Origin of the sequence: Acinetobacter sp. YH12072 (genome assembly GCF_013419565.1) — a bacterium.
Taxonomy (GTDB): Bacteria; Pseudomonadota; Gammaproteobacteria; order Pseudomonadales; family Moraxellaceae; genus Acinetobacter.
Genome location: NZ_VOZV01000048.1, coordinates 1 through 15,404, shown reverse-complemented (window position 1 = coordinate 15,404; position 15,404 = coordinate 1). Strand labels below are relative to the sequence as shown.

Sequence of the window (15,404 nt, the reverse complement as noted above, 5' to 3'; positions counted from 1 at the left end):
ACCCGAATTTCGTATATGAGATTTTATGTTAAATTTTTTATATCAAAATTTCAAAGTGTACTGATGAGTACACTTTGAATGGGTTCTAACACCCGAATTTCGTATATGAGATTTTATGTTAAATTTTTTATATCAAAATTTCAAAGTGTACTGATGAGTACACTTTGAATGGGTTCTAACACCCGAATTTCGTATATGAGATTTTATGTTAAATTTTTTATATCAAAATTTCAAAGTGTACTGATGAGTACACTTTGAATGGGTTCTAACACCCGAATTTCGTATATGAAATTTTATGTTAAATGATTGTTAGAAATGCCCCTTGATCGAGGCATTTTCTATAAAGAATACTAAAAACTAATTAAAGCCAACCAAGTTTCAAAACAAGGCAGTTCTCAGCAATCATATTTTTAAATTATATAACTCCCAACTGAGCTTTTGCTCCAACGATAAGGCTTTCATTTTGAGTTTCTAAGGCAAATAAACCATACATCAAAGGAGAGGCCGCTGCTCTTTCTAAAGTCTGTTCATATAGTTTATTCCAAACTTTACCCCCTAGTTTTTCATACTCGATGATTAGAGTTTTGAGGCTTTCTTCTCCAAACAAAGTTACATGCCCAGCAAAATCAATCGCTGGGTCATCTATATGGGCTGTTGACCAATCAATAACGCCTGAAACAGCTCCATCCTTTGAAGCTAGTACATGCCCAGCATATAAATCGCCATGTATAAATTGGGTGAAATCTGCCCATAGAACATCATTATCCAACCATTTTCTGTAGCGGGTTTCCAATTGCTCACTTATACCAATTTCAGATTTTACTAACTGCAAATTGTTTGCTATTTCAGGTCTTAAATCTGAAGGTTTCATAATTTTCAAATCATTTTCCCGAACTTCTTTTTCAGGAATACTATGGATTTCAAATAAGGTTTTTGCCAAAGATGTTATGTATTTCGGGCTATCTTTGTCCATATTCCAAATTATTTCATAGGTTTCAGCATCCAAATTTAAAACAGGATTATCTTTAAGTATGGGATAAGCCACTAATTCTGTAGATGAAATTCTCCAATCAGGAACCTCTACAGAAAGATGTTTTTTTACCAATTCTAAAATGCGTTTTTCTTTCTTGATTTGTTCCCTCATGCCATCACGACGAGGAATACGCAGCAACCATTGTTGCCCCTTTGTATCAAGAGCAAAAACGACCTTAAAATCAATGCCCATTTCATTGAAATTCATTTTGTCCGTAAGCAACAAGCCGTGTGCTTCAGCAAGTGATTGAATATCTTGAATTGTCATTTTTAATTTCCTTTAAAGAGTTCAATAATTAATGTTCGGATTAGATTGGCTATCATTAACAATCTCTCTCAAAAGTCTTGATGATTTTGTGGTCTTTGATCTCGTAGATAATGTCAGCAATATTATCGACCAATTGCTTGTCATGAGATACGAAGATAATAGTTCCTGCATAGGACTTCATCATTGTTTCTAATGCGGCAATACTTTTTAGGTCAAGATAGTTTCCTGGTTCATCCATAAGCAAAATATTATATTTTCCTAAAAGCATTTTGGATAAAAGCAGTTTGATGATTTCACCTCCCGATAAGTCGGATAAGTTTTTTTGAATATCATTCGCTCCGATCCCCATTGAAGCCAATACTGCACGAATTTCCGCAACTGTGTACTCGCACTCTTCCTGCATAAAGGAGAGCACAGATTTATGCGTGTTAAATTTATATCCTGTTTGTGTAAAGTAGCCAATTTCAGCTTTTGGAGATATGGTTAATCCATCAGCACGTTCTGATATCATTTTTAACAAGGACGTTTTCCCTGTTCCATTCGATCCAGTTATAGCGACTTTAGCGCCAAGCGGTATTATAAAGTTAGCGTCATCAAAGATAGTACGGCTACCAAATTTTAAGCTCAGACCATCTGCCGTAATCGGGAACTTATTGTGCAGTTCTAGGGCTGAACTTTGACGAAAACGAATAGAACGCAAATGCTCTGGTGCTTGAATATCTTCTAATGCAGCCAAACGCTTTTCCATACTCTTAGCTGCCTGATACAGTTTTCTTTGCTTGGTGCCAGTCATTTTTGCATGCCCAAGTCGTCCAGCACTTTCGGTAGAGTTTTTGGATTTTTCTCCTTTTTTCTTATTGTCTAATCGATTAGCTTGCTGGCGTTTTTCTTGCACAGCAGATTCTAATCGCTCCCGTTCCTTCATCATCAGCTCATATTCTACGGCTTGGTGTTGTCGCTCTTCTTCTTTTTGACGCAAGTAATCCGAGTAACCACCCCAATATTCCGTAATTTTACCGTCTTTTAACTCCCATATCTTGTCTACAACCATATCAAGAAAATATCGGTCATGACTGATAACAAGTAATGCTCCATCAAATGCTTTAAGTTGACCAATAAGTAGATCTATTCCATTGAGATCAAGGTGGCTGGTTGGTTCATCCGCTAGAATGCCATGTACTTGTTGGGAAAATGCGGCAGCAATTTTTGCACGAGTTTCCTCTCCGCCACTCATTGTGTCGTTTTGTACATTGGAAACACCAAGGCGAGATAACATTGCCCGGTCTTCGACCGTTTCTATTTCGATTCCGCCCAGTTGGCTGATATGTGCAAAATCACCAAAACGCTGTAATGTCGCTTCGGCTAAAACAATTTCGCCATTAAGTACTTTGAGTAAACTACTCTTTCCTGCTCCGTTATCACCCACAAGACCAATACGGTCATAAGAGTGAATTTCCAATTCATCAATATCCAAAACATCACGCCCAGCATAATCCAAGCGTATGTTTCTCGCTTTAATAATTAAACTCATTTTTATTTACTCCTGTTTAGCTCTTGAAATTTTTTATGCAGCAAACAGGATTTAGGTGAAAACAAAAGCTAGCATCACAGTGTCCTCCCAAAAAAAAAGCTATTCATCCACAGGGTGGACAAATAGCTAGTCAATTAAGTTATAACTGGAAACTATGCACTAAAAGCATACTTATAAATTAAGCATACTTTTACTTTATATATCCGCATATATTCTTAAAGACACAACAAAAGCCCACCATTATAAAATAGTGTCACTATGCAAATAGTTGTGTCTTAACGAATGCGGATAGAATGCATAAACTTACCTAAAAAATAAAATTCAGTTTTATGATAACTTTACTGTTAAAAGAAGTCTAGACAACCTTGTTTTATGCTTGGATATAAGGCTTATTTTAAAATAATAGTAGTGAAGATTTTCTAAAATTAACATAATACACCTTATACGAAATGCTTGATATTTCTCTTTAAATATCATTATATTAACGTAATCCGTTCTGGAGTATAGGGCACCAGAACGGCTTTTTATTGATTATTCATGTTCCACGATCACTAATTGAGCGATGTTCCACGGTTTTATTCAGTTTTAATAAACATCATCCGGTTTTTTGAGGAGTCATTATTTCAAGTGCTTGCACTGAAATTGGCTCTTCAAAAAACTGGAGTCTTGGCTAACCATATGGAAGGAAAAAGCGGCTTAGGAAGCCTCTCTTCTTCTGTTCTGGTTCAACATGCTCCGGGATAGGAATACGCTTATTGTCTTGCTGAGGAGTAGTCAATTCGTCATAGTTCGTTGCTAGTTCCGACCGAGGATCCGTTGCTATATCCTGTTTAAAGCTCTGATCGGTAAAGGTAGTCATATTGGCTTTTGGTGCTTCTAGTAAGCGCTGCATAGCTTCAATCTGTTCTTGATAAAACGATTCACGTTCTAAAGATTGATTTTCTCTCTGTATTGCCTGATTTAATTGTTTTTCCAGTATGTCAACTTGACGTTTTAGTAAGTCAACTTCTGTCAAGTTTTGACTGTTAATTGATTGACTTTGATTGACTGTATCCTCTTTTTTTTGTGGTTCCCCAAAAACTCTTAGGGCCTCTGAAAAGTCAATTAATCCATCAGATCCTTTAGATAAATTTCCTTTGTTTATATGTGCATATATGGCTTGTCTTGAATATCCATAAAGCTTAGCTAACTCTGAAACTGACAGTTTTTTCATTATGTAAACCAGTTTTCAACTTGTGTTAATACCTGACTGTTAACTTAACAATTTCAATTAACAATGTCATTGAAATCCTAATTTTCTGAGTAAAGGAAGTAATTCCTTAAATTTCTCTGCATCTTGCAGCATGGCAGCTATACGTACAGCAAACTGCTGATAGCTTTCTGTGCCTTGTGAATATTTACTCATCTCAGGAAGCTCTGAGAGCTTGTTGGCGAATAGATGGCGTTGTTTATCTGTTATTTTTGAAAAGAGGTCTAATGTATTCGGATCTCTTTTAGATTCGACTGAATGCGTGGCTGATTTTTTCTGTTTAAAGCTAAATGAAAAACCAGTAATAGATCTACCTGTTTTATGCTGTTCAACTTTGACAATAATATCGGTATGTTCATTTACTTGTTTTAATGCAATGTCTAAAACATATTTTTTAAAATCATACATTCGTTTGTATTCAGTCTCGAGTACACCTATTTTTTGTCTAAAATCATACATAGTTATGAGAGGCGTTTTTCCAGTACTACGCCATGCAATCAATATTTCATATAAACGAACAGCATAAGCACTTGTTAAATTACTTATTTGTTGTATTTCATACTTTGTAAATTGTTCTTCTAACCTAGTAATTAAAGGCACAATAGCAGGGGCAAAAATAAGTCTAACGACAGCTTCATTATCAATATAAGCCACCTCGCTCACCCATCTTGATTTGTGATTAATAGTGTTACCTTTTTCACTAAGACTCTGATAACTGAATTGTCTTGCAAACAAGTCATCGCAAGCATCTTTTAACGCCTGATAAGCCGTATTTCGATGTACACCAAACTGATTAATATAACTTTCAGCATGAACTGTTAGTGGATCATTAGCATTTATCCCTTTACCCGATTCCCTTGCTTCAACAATAGCTAGGAGAATTAACCTCTGTTCAACTAGATCGAGGTTATAACTGGCATTGATTAAGGCGTTATCTTTAACAACTAGTTCTGTTTTCATATGAAAAGATTATATTTTTAATTCAATAAGACGAGGTTATATAATTATCTCGCTTAATGCAAGGTAAACCTCGTTTTAATGCAAGGTAAACCTCGTTTTAATGCAAGGTAAACCTCGTTTTAATGCAAGGTAAACCTCGTTTTAATATCTCTAGAACCATTATGAATAAAGGATTACAGCTTAATTAAAAGCATTTAAAAGCTTAAAAATAATTAAAAGCCCAGGGAGTAAAAAATTGCCCTTGGTTTTCGCTTCGCTCAAACTCTATTGAATCTCGCTTTCGCTCGATTCGTCGGGGCAATTTTTGGTTCATATTTTCGTGAATTTGAGAAAAAGCAAAAGCAAGATCAAAAGCAGCTCGGAATTCGCTTCGCTCATGAGCTTTTTTTCTCGCTACGCTCGGTTTAGGAATCAAATTTGGAAAGTTCGCACCCATTCGGGATGCTCTGTAAAGCAGGTGATTGATGGATAGGGAGCTTGTAATCAGGGAAAGGGATGGGCAAATTTTCTCAGTTCGCTCGTAGACACTCGCTCTGTTTAGCGACTCATGCCACGAGATTTCATTTTAGGCGCATGTTGCTGTGCTTTGAGCTGTTGTTCCTGTCTGAGTTTCATCTGTTGTTCTGCTTTGATCTCATCCACACATTTTTTAATGACTTGATAGGATGGGTATAGAGTCTGGTATTGCTTGGCTTTGGCTGGATGTTGTTGTTGGTACTGCTTCCAGGCATGTTCTTTGAATTTGTCATTTTCCAATAAATCCTTCACACCATGTTTTTTCTGGTGTTCATGCTGACCTTTCAGCTTTTTGTGCTCCTGGTAAATCGCATCACGTTGGGCTTCCCAGGCTTTTTTTCCAAACAGTAAGGGTTTGTTCTGAGTTAATTCGTTGTGTTGATCGACCAGGCTTTGCAATTTGTCATGACTTTGCTTGAGTCCGCTTTTCACGATCTCCTGGGCAAGCTGCTGATTGAACTCATTTTGATGTTTGTGGTGCTTGGTCAGGGTTATTTCGGCTTGTTTGAGATTACGCTGCATGAAATCCAGGTCTAGATTCGCGTCTTTTGCGCTGATTTCGCGTTTTAGCACTTTGCCAAGGGTTTCCCTCTGTTTTTCCTCAAACAGGGCTTTTTCGTCAATTGGTGGCGTTTTAGCGCTATTTTTGATTTGGATCTGCTGTTCTGTTTTCAGTGTGCTGAGTTTGATCTCATTTTCAGCAATCAGCAGATCCATATTTTTGCTGTATTGCAGCTGAGCCTGATTTCTCTGTTTGATTTCGTCATTGCTTCGGCTGATTTCGGTCTCAATCCCTTTTCGGCGCAGTTCGGTGACTTTCGGCCCTTCGTGCAGCGTGGCTTCTAAACCATTCTCCTGGTCTTTGTAGCTGCGGTGGTCGACTCGGGCAGTGTATCCAGCCAGATCCAGGTGCATATTGCAGATATCGGCAAAGTGTTCGCGCCAGTGTTCGATTTCTCCACTGTGTTTCTGATCCAGTTCCCGGGTTTTCTCGGTGAAGCCTTCCTGAGTAAGTTTGCGTGTGCTCATCAGGATATGCGCGTGATAATTGCGTTCATCACTACCAGATCCAGTATGCGGTGCATGAATACAGGCATCGACGGCTACCTGGTGTCTGTCCACGATACTGGCGCATAGCTCTTCGAGCATGGCCAGGCGTTGTTCCTGATTTAATTCACTTGGAAAAGCGATTTCAAATTCTCGGGCAACTGTCGAGTTTTTTCGGGTTTCCCGTTGTTCAACTTCGTTCCAGAGTCTTTCCCGGTTTTTTAAATGTTCTGGTGCGCCTTCGGGTAAATAAATTTCTTTATATTCCACACCTGTTTTTCGGCTGTAATCATGTTCTCGGCCCTCACGTTCACAATAGATCTTTTCACCTGCCCGATAGGCAATCGCAGCAGTAGCGGAACGCCCTGCTGATCGTGCTACGGTTTTGACTGAAAAGTGGTAAATCGCCATGCCTATTTTCGCTTTTAAATTTTCACGTAGTGAAGTACAACCGTGGATACGGTTGTCGGGGTATTGGGGAGACCCCAATCGTACTTGCAAACGAAGTTTGCATAAGTGCGCTCTTCGAGGAAAACATTACTATACATATAGCACCTTGAATGCATATTCAAGTGCGCTTATGTTAGGGATGGTTTCCCAGGATGATGGTATTGGATTAATGAGCGTTACTGAAACACTAGACAGCAAAATCAAAGCACAGGAAGAAAAGCTAAAGCAGTTAAAGGCTCAAAGACAGGCAGCACTGGCAAGAGAACGTGCTAAAGAGAAAGAACAAGCTCGAAAGGATGATACCAGACGCAAAATTTTAATTGGATCCTGTATGCTAAAGATCACTGAAGATGATGAACAAGCCAGAGCTAAATTAATTGCTCAGATGGATAAGTATTTAACAGATGAGCGTGACCGAAAGCTTTTTAATTTATAAATTTTGAGGGATAAGTAGTGGAAGATCCAACACTTAATAAGTTAATACGTAATACAGAATTATTCTTCGAACATCACTGGAATGTAGACCTATTAGGAAAGCCTCCTGAATGGTCACCAGTACATTTTAATTTTGGAAAAATTCCTAATTACGATAAACAAGGTGTATATGCGTTTGTCAAAGGGGATTTAGTGACTTATATCGGTGTTGGGACTTCTAGAGGTGCTGGCCGTTATCGTGGTAATGGCTTAAGCGCCAGGGTAATGAAATATTGCCGATGGAATGAAGATAAAACTGAATATATTGCGATAGATCCAAGACTGAAAGATGCTGGATCCATCATTACAATAGGCTTTGAGCGTGATACGGCTTATTTAGCAAATGCCCTAGAAGTTTTTCTTATCTCTAAAATCCAACCTGTCCACAATGTGGTTAAAGTTGGTATGTAATTTCGCATAAGAAATTTTATGTTAAATGATTGTTAGAAATGCCCCTTGATCGAGGCATTTTCTATAAAGAATACTAAAAACTAATTAAAGCCAACCAAGTTTCAAAACAAGGCAGTTCTCAGCAATCATATTTTTAAATTATATAACTCCCAACTGAGCTTTTGCTCCAACGATAAGGCTTTCATTTTGAGTTTCTAAGGCAAATAAACCATACATCAAAGGAGAGGCCGCTGCTCTTTCTAAAGTCTGTTCATATAGTTTATTCCAAACTTTACCCCCTAGTTTTTCATACTCGATGATTAGAGTTTTGAGGCTTTCTTCTCCAAACAAAGTTACATGCCCAGCAAAATCAATCGCTGGGTCATCTATATGGGCTGTTGACCAATCAATAACGCCTGAAACAGCTCCATCCTTTGAAGCTAGTACATGCCCAGCATATAAATCGCCATGTATAAATTGGGTGAAATCTGCCCATAGAACATCATTATCCAACCATTTTCTGTAGCGGGTTTCCAATTGCTCACTTATACCAATTTCAGATTTTACTAACTGCAAATTGTTTGCTATTTCAGGTCTTAAATCTGAAGGTTTCATAATTTTCAAATCATTTTCCCGAACTTCTTTTTCAGGAATACTATGGATTTCAAATAAGGTTTTTGCCAAAGATGTTATGTATTTCGGGCTATCTTTGTCCATATTCCAAATTATTTCATAGGTTTCAGCATCCAAATTTAAAACAGGATTATCTTTAAGTATGGGATAAGCCACTAATTCTGTAGATGAAATTCTCCAATCAGGAACCTCTACAGAAAGATGTTTTTTTACCAATTCTAAAATGCGTTTTTCTTTCTTGATTTGTTCCCTCATGCCATCACGACGAGGAATACGCAGCAACCATTGTTGCCCCTTTGTATCAAGAGCAAAAACGACCTTAAAATCAATGCCCATTTCATTGAAATTCATTTTGTCCGTAAGCAACAAGCCGTGTGCTTCAGCAAGTGATTGAATATCTTGAATTGTCATTTTTAATTTCCTTTAAAGAGTTCAATAATTAATGTTCGGATTAGATTGGCTATCATTAACAATCTCTCTCAAAAGTCTTGATGATTTTGTGGTCTTTGATCTCGTAGATAATGTCAGCAATATTATCGACCAATTGCTTGTCATGAGATACGAAGATAATAGTTCCTGCATAGGACTTCATCATTGTTTCTAATGCGGCAATACTTTTTAGGTCAAGATAGTTTCCTGGTTCATCCATAAGCAAAATATTATATTTTCCTAAAAGCATTTTGGATAAAAGCAGTTTGATGATTTCACCTCCCGATAAGTCGGATAAGTTTTTTTGAATATCATTCGCTCCGATCCCCATTGAAGCCAATACTGCACGAATTTCCGCAACTGTGTACTCGCACTCTTCCTGCATAAAGGAGAGCACAGATTTATGCGTGTTAAATTTATATCCTGTTTGTGTAAAGTAGCCAATTTCAGCTTTTGGAGATATGGTTAATCCATCAGCACGTTCTGATATCATTTTTAACAAGGACGTTTTCCCTGTTCCATTCGATCCAGTTATAGCGACTTTAGCGCCAAGCGGTATTATAAAGTTAGCGTCATCAAAGATAGTACGGCTACCAAATTTTAAGCTCAGACCATCTGCCGTAATCGGGAACTTATTGTGCAGTTCTAGGGCTGAACTTTGACGAAAACGAATAGAACGCAAATGCTCTGGTGCTTGAATATCTTCTAATGCAGCCAAACGCTTTTCCATACTCTTAGCTGCCTGATACAGTTTTCTTTGCTTGGTGCCAGTCATTTTTGCATGCCCAAGTCGTCCAGCACTTTCGGTAGAGTTTTTGGATTTTTCTCCTTTTTTCTTATTGTCTAATCGATTAGCTTGCTGGCGTTTTTCTTGCACAGCAGATTCTAATCGCTCCCGTTCCTTCATCATCAGCTCATATTCTACGGCTTGGTGTTGTCGCTCTTCTTCTTTTTGACGCAAGTAATCCGAGTAACCACCCCAATATTCCGTAATTTTACCGTCTTTTAACTCCCATATCTTGTCTACAACCATATCAAGAAAATATCGGTCATGACTGATAACAAGTAATGCTCCATCAAATGCTTTAAGTTGACCAATAAGTAGATCTATTCCATTGAGATCAAGGTGGCTGGTTGGTTCATCCGCTAGAATGCCATGTACTTGTTGGGAAAATGCGGCAGCAATTTTTGCACGAGTTTCCTCTCCGCCACTCATTGTGTCGTTTTGTACATTGGAAACACCAAGGCGAGATAACATTGCCCGGTCTTCGACCGTTTCTATTTCGATTCCGCCCAGTTGGCTGATATGTGCAAAATCACCAAAACGCTGTAATGTCGCTTCGGCTAAAACAATTTCGCCATTAAGTACTTTGAGTAAACTACTCTTTCCTGCTCCGTTATCACCCACAAGACCAATACGGTCATAAGAGTGAATTTCCAATTCATCAATATCCAAAACATCACGCCCAGCATAATCCAAGCGTATGTTTCTCGCTTTAATAATTAAACTCATTTTTATTTACTCCTGTTTAGCTCTTGAAATTTTTTATGCAGCAAACAGGATTTAGGTGAAAACAAAAGCTAGCATCACAGTGTCCTCCCAAAAAAAAAGCTATTCATCCACAGGGTGGACAAATAGCTAGTCAATTAAGTTATAACTGGAAACTATGCACTAAAAGCATACTTATAAATTAAGCATACTTTTACTTTATATATCCGCATATATTCTTAAAGACACAACAAAAGCCCACCATTATAAAATAGTGTCACTATGCAAATAGTTGTGTCTTAACGAATGCGGATAGAATGCATAAACTTACCTAAAAAATAAAATTCAGTTTTATGATAACTTTACTGTTAAAAGAAGTCTAGACAACCTTGTTTTATGCTTGGATATAAGGCTTATTTTAAAATAATAGTAGTGAAGATTTTCTAAAATTAACATAATACACCTTATACGAAATTTGTTATAATTCTCGTGAAAATTCAACGCTGTAGTTTCAATTTTCTAGCCCAGTCGTCAATGACTGGGCTTTTTTTATTACTTTTCACGTTCCACGCCTAGTCTTTAATCAATGTTCCACGATTTTGATTAAATAAACTGAATAATTCAATCTGCAGAATTTAAGCGATTATCTTGAATAAGATCACTCAACTTACCTTCAAGCGATTCGATTTTATATTTCAGAGACAAGATTGAATCTTTTAAACGTGAATTTTTAGGTGCATCCGGATTCTTTAATTGATTAAAAACCTCTAATAATTCGCTGTGATGAGTGCTTAACCTTTCAATGTCACTTTCAATAGCCATTCTTGGTGTCCACAGAGCAAGTAAACTTTGCTCATAATCTTTGAGTTCTTGATGACTCATTGCATCTAATTCAGCCTTAGTTCTCATGGTTTAAAATCCGTCTTGCTATGAAGAGCTTTAAAAATCCGTTTTGTTGTTTCCTCTCTTACACTTTTCGGATCTCGTAAGATGCCACTAATCCAGAGGGCAAATGTCGGGTAGTCTGGGAAATTACTGAGGTCTGATAGCTCAGAAAGTTTAGATAAAATAGTGCTGTACTTGTTAATTTGAGCATCAGATAAATTGCAGAACATATCTATAGTTCTTTGATCTCGCTGAGGCGCTATTAATTTTGGCTTAGGTTTTTCTTTCACTATAAATTTAAAGCCAACTACTGAACGCCCTTTTTTTACATTTTCATAAGTGAGTTCAATATCTGTATTAGTTGTAATCTCATTTAATGAAGGCTTCATTACTCGGTCTTTTAAATTACAGAGTTTGTCATAAGATTTGGGCAAACCCAGCTCATTTTTTATATGTTCTAAGGACATTTCAAATTGTCCCATTGCTTGATGCTTTTTAGCTAAATGATAAAGATCGAATGAGTAATCTTTTTTCAAACTTAGTACGATATCTTTTTTATATTTTGTATAAGGGTTTAATTTATCAAACTCTTTTAACATCAGTAGAACGATTTCAGGGAAACGTATAGCTATCCCTCCGTCTTCATAAGTGCAATCAATCACCCAATTCGACAGCACCTTTTTTCCTCTTTCATTGTTATAAGAGAAATTTCTTTTAAGTAGATTCTTGCTGGCTAGTTCTAACTGCGTATATGCGGAATGCGTTTTAATGCCACATTCTCTAGCAAACTCTTCTGCCGTAATCATAATTCGGTCTTTTTCAGTTGCATCAGTGGTTCTAGCAATTGGGCTAGCAAGTATTAACATTCGTTTTTCATCAATGTTCATACTCTTAAAGCATTCTTGAACATTGTTTTGCATAACAACCCAGCTCAGAGGATATGTTTTTTTATTTTCGTCCATATAACTACAACCCCAAAAAACTAACTAACTACATTGGTATTTATGTAGCTTAAACATACATTGTCGTTTATTTTTTGACTACTATTTTTGTAGTTTTTTAACAAAACTACAAACTTTTTCTTGTAGTTTAATGTCCGGTAAAAGTAGTTTCTATGTCCGGTAAAAGTAGTTTTTTAAGTCCATTTTGTCCGGCATTTGTAGTTTAATGTCCGGTAAAAGTAGTTTTTTAAAGTCTGAAAGCATTGCTAGGCGTGGTTTATAGGGGGGTCTAAAAGCTTTTAAAAGCTTTTTAAAAGAATAAAAGGGAATTTATTTCCAAAGTGAGTTATTAAAACTGCCCTTGGTACTCGCTAAAGCTCGTACTCTATTGAAGCTCGTTTCACTCGCTTCGTGGGGGGCAGTTTTTTGCATATATGATCAAGGATTCAAAAAGCAAAACATGAATAATGCATTCGCTATGCTCATGCTTTTTGACGAGCAAAAGCATCAATACTTCGCTCGTAGACACTCGCTAATCACTGTCCCCAGTAATTCAATAAAAAACGGTTTTTCAGAGGGGGAATAAGCAAACTTTCGTTGTGTCGCTCGTAGATACTCGCTAAAAGGCTCTCATTTGCGTTCTAAGCGATTTTATTTTTATCAACTATAGTTTTACTGTATTTCTATCAAAAGTCGCTAAAACCCCCGTTTTTTTGCGCTTAAATGGGATTTCTAAGGCGTGTAGTCATGGTTATTGTCATTTTCTGGCTTTTTAGGCTCATTTCTCTGCTGTTTTTCTTGTTCTTGGCGTCTTACAAATGCCAAATGTTCTTGTTGCTCTCGTTCTTGTGCATAGCGTTGTTCTTGTTGCTCTCGTTCTTTACGTAACTGCTGTTCTCTAGATTCACGATCTTTTCGGTCGTTTTCGAGCTGTATTGCTCTTTTTTGGGAAAACTCTTGCTGCGCTTCGGTCTCAATTTTTTTTGTAAAAGCCGCATGCAATTCTTGGATTTTTAGATCTTCCATTTCTTCTGCATATAGTCGCTTTTGTTTTTCACCATTTTGAGGACTAAAGTATTTATTTCCATAGTTATCTTCTTCAAATATATAACTATTTATGATCTCCAGTCTTTGATCGCGTACATACTCTTGATACTCAGTTTCTCTGCGTGATATTTCAGAAATTTGATGATCTATATTTGAAATTTGATCATTAAGTTTTCGTTGTTTAACAGTGATGTTCGGTTCGTCAAATTTTGCAAAAGACTTTTTAGGCTGGAGCAGCTGATTTTCTTCTGTCCATTTATTTAAATGATCAGAATATCTCTCTTTTTTTTCTATTTCACTAAGACCAGAAATATGCTTTTGGATGTCTAGTTGGGTGTTGTGTTGGTCGATCAGGTCATTTATTTGATTGATCCATTTTGTTTTAAAAAATAAAGGCTCTTTTTTGCGTAGTTCTGATATTGCAGAACTCATCGTGTCTAATTTTGTTGTTAATTTTGATAATTCTTCATTTTGGAATTCATAAAGTTTCTGAGAAGTTTTTTCTGAATACTCAGCTTGAGAGTATTGAAACTGAAGCTCACTTCGTACTTTTTGAACAAGATCCTCAGATACTTTGATGTTTTCATCCAGTGCGATGACCTTTTTGATTTTTAAATTACGTAGCTTAATTTCATCATTTTTCAGACTAATTTCTGTAAATATCCCTCGTCTCCGGAGGTATGTCGCTTGAGGACCTTCGTGCTGAGTTGCTTCTAGGTCACTTTCCTGGTCTTCATAACTTCTGTGATCGACACGTTCATCAAATCCATTTTGTTCCAGGTGATGATTGCATAACTCTGCAAATGATTCTCTCCAGTGGCTTACAGTTTCTGTGCCATTGTCACGACTGAAGTCCCTATATTTTTTTGCTGAAAAGCCACCCTGCTCATTAATACTTCGGGTTGTGAACATGATGTGTGCATGGTAGTTGCGTTCATCACTTCCACTGTCTGTATGAGGTGCATGAATAGCAGCATCAACGATGACACCGTATTTTTTAACGAGGTTTCGGCAAAGTTCATTGAGCATATTTTCACGCTGTTCAGCGTTTAACTCACTGGGAAATGCAATCTCAAACTCTCTTGCAAGTAATGCATCTTTTCTACGTTCAACCTTTTCGACTTCATTCCAAAGTGTTTGGCGCTTGAGTAACTCAGTATTTGTATTTTCAGGTGCATAGATTTTTGTAAATTCGACACCAGTTTTTCTTGTGTAGTCTTGTTCTTTTCCATAAAAATCGCATACCAATTTTTCACTTGAACGATATGCAGCACAAGCAACGGCCGATCGTCCATTACCTCTACTAATCGTTTTAACTGAAAAATGATATATCGCCATTTTGCTTTTGCTCTTTATTTCGATTTATCGAAATTACCAACATGTATATGTTGGTCAGGGGATTACAAAGGGGATTTACCCCTTGTCGCACCATTGGATGAAATCCAATGGCTAAGTGCGCCCTTCGGGAAAACCACGATAGCATGGGCTGTCTTGAATTTCAATTCAAACAGACCTATGCTTGAGGGGGATTCCTTGATACGGTGATGGTATGAGTGTTGATAATTTAGAGCAAAAAATTGCAAAGCAAGAAGAACGCTTAAGACAGCTAAAAGAACAGAAAAAAGCTGCCATTGCACGTGAAAAAAAGAAAGTTTCTGATCAACAAAGAAAAGATGATACGAGACGTAAAATTCTACTGGGAGCTTGGGCTTTAAATAAATTAAAAAATGATGAATCGTTTAAGCAGCAATTAGCCGATTTTGAGCAATTTTTAAATACGGAAAATAAGACCGAAGAAAATAAGCAGAAAGATAAAGATCTTTTTAATGGATTTATTTGGGATAAGACCTAAATTTCGCATAAGAGATTTTATGTTAAATTTTTTATATCAAAATTTCAAAGTGTACTGATGAGTACACTTTGAATGGGTTCTAATACCCGAATTTCGTATATGAGATTTTATGTTAAATTTTTTATATCAAAATTTCAAAGTGTACTGATGAGTACACTTTGAATGGGTTCTAACACCCGAATTTCGTATATGAGATTTTATGTTAAATTTT

14 protein-coding genes are annotated in these 15,404 nt (G+C 36.9%); 3 read left to right on the top strand and 11 right to left on the bottom strand.

The window, feature by feature from the left end:
- Positions 1-415: 415 nt before the first annotated feature.
- The 6 genes from FTU19_RS14750 to mobQ (FTU19_RS14725) form a co-directional block, all read right to left on the bottom strand.
- Positions 416-1,300, bottom strand: a complete 885-nt coding sequence (locus FTU19_RS14750; RefSeq protein ID WP_000155092.1) for an Mph(E) family macrolide 2'-phosphotransferase — start codon at positions 1,298-1,300, stop codon at positions 416-418.
- 55 nt (positions 1,301-1,355) lie between these two features.
- Entirely contained in the window at positions 1,356-2,831 is a 1,476-nt protein-coding gene (msr(E), locus tag FTU19_RS14745; protein ID WP_000052512.1) for an ABC-F type ribosomal protection protein Msr(E), read from the bottom strand.
- A 670-nt stretch (positions 2,832-3,501) separates the two neighbouring features.
- Entirely contained in the window at positions 3,502-4,044 is a 543-nt protein-coding gene (locus FTU19_RS14740; protein ID WP_004896925.1) for a plasmid replication DNA-binding protein, read from the bottom strand.
- A gap of 66 nt (positions 4,045-4,110) precedes the next feature.
- Entirely contained in the window at positions 4,111-5,040 is a 930-nt protein-coding gene (gene repM / locus FTU19_RS14735; protein WP_068553070.1) for a replication initiation protein RepM, read from the bottom strand.
- A 202-nt stretch (positions 5,041-5,242) separates the two neighbouring features.
- On the bottom strand, positions 5,243-5,476 hold the full coding sequence (locus FTU19_RS14730; protein WP_068553069.1) for a hypothetical protein: 234 nt from the start codon (positions 5,474-5,476) through the stop codon (positions 5,243-5,245).
- Positions 5,477-5,577: 101 nt separating this feature from the next.
- Positions 5,578-7,014, bottom strand: a complete 1,437-nt coding sequence (mobQ, locus tag FTU19_RS14725; protein WP_107111964.1) for a MobQ family relaxase — start codon at positions 7,012-7,014, stop codon at positions 5,578-5,580.
- Between the two features lie 208 nt (positions 7,015-7,222).
- Between mobQ (FTU19_RS14725) and FTU19_RS14720 the strand changes: the two genes are divergently transcribed.
- Positions 7,223-7,489, top strand: a complete 267-nt coding sequence (locus FTU19_RS14720; protein WP_088749624.1) for a mobilization protein — start codon at positions 7,223-7,225, stop codon at positions 7,487-7,489.
- A gap of 17 nt (positions 7,490-7,506) precedes the next feature.
- The gene (locus FTU19_RS14715; RefSeq protein WP_039090891.1) at positions 7,507-7,938 is read left to right on the top strand and encodes a hypothetical protein; all 432 of its coding nucleotides are present in this window, start codon (positions 7,507-7,509) and stop codon (positions 7,936-7,938) included.
- A 138-nt stretch (positions 7,939-8,076) separates the two neighbouring features.
- On the opposite strand, the gene FTU19_RS14710 is transcribed toward FTU19_RS14715, so the two are convergent.
- The 5 genes from FTU19_RS14710 to mobQ (FTU19_RS14690) all read right to left on the bottom strand — a co-directional run bounded on the left by FTU19_RS14710 (position 8,077) and on the right by mobQ (FTU19_RS14690) (position 14,679).
- Positions 8,077-8,961, bottom strand: coding sequence for an Mph(E) family macrolide 2'-phosphotransferase (locus FTU19_RS14710; RefSeq protein WP_000155092.1), 885 nt, complete (start codon positions 8,959-8,961; stop codon positions 8,077-8,079).
- A 55-nt stretch (positions 8,962-9,016) separates the two neighbouring features.
- A complete protein-coding gene (msr(E), locus tag FTU19_RS14705; protein WP_000052512.1) occupies positions 9,017-10,492 on the bottom strand; it encodes an ABC-F type ribosomal protection protein Msr(E) in 1,476 nt (491 codons plus the stop codon).
- Between the two features lie 597 nt (positions 10,493-11,089).
- Positions 11,090-11,377, bottom strand: coding sequence for a hypothetical protein (locus tag FTU19_RS14700; RefSeq protein ID WP_004870774.1), 288 nt, complete (start codon positions 11,375-11,377; stop codon positions 11,090-11,092).
- The gene (locus FTU19_RS14695) at positions 11,374-12,315 is read right to left on the bottom strand and encodes a replication initiation protein (RefSeq protein ID WP_020846814.1); all 942 of its coding nucleotides are present in this window, start codon (positions 12,313-12,315) and stop codon (positions 11,374-11,376) included. Before FTU19_RS14695 ends, FTU19_RS14700 begins: the two co-directional genes overlap by 4 nt.
- Positions 12,316-13,026: 711 nt before the next feature.
- On the bottom strand, positions 13,027-14,679 hold the full coding sequence (gene mobQ / locus FTU19_RS14690) for a MobQ family relaxase (RefSeq protein ID WP_004870770.1): 1,653 nt from the start codon (positions 14,677-14,679) through the stop codon (positions 13,027-13,029).
- A gap of 211 nt (positions 14,680-14,890) precedes the next feature.
- On the opposite strand from mobQ (FTU19_RS14690), the gene FTU19_RS14685 reads away from it, so the two are divergent.
- Positions 14,891-15,193, top strand: a complete 303-nt coding sequence (locus FTU19_RS14685) for a hypothetical protein (protein ID WP_163169824.1) — start codon at positions 14,891-14,893, stop codon at positions 15,191-15,193.
- Positions 15,194-15,404: the final 211 nt, after the last annotated feature.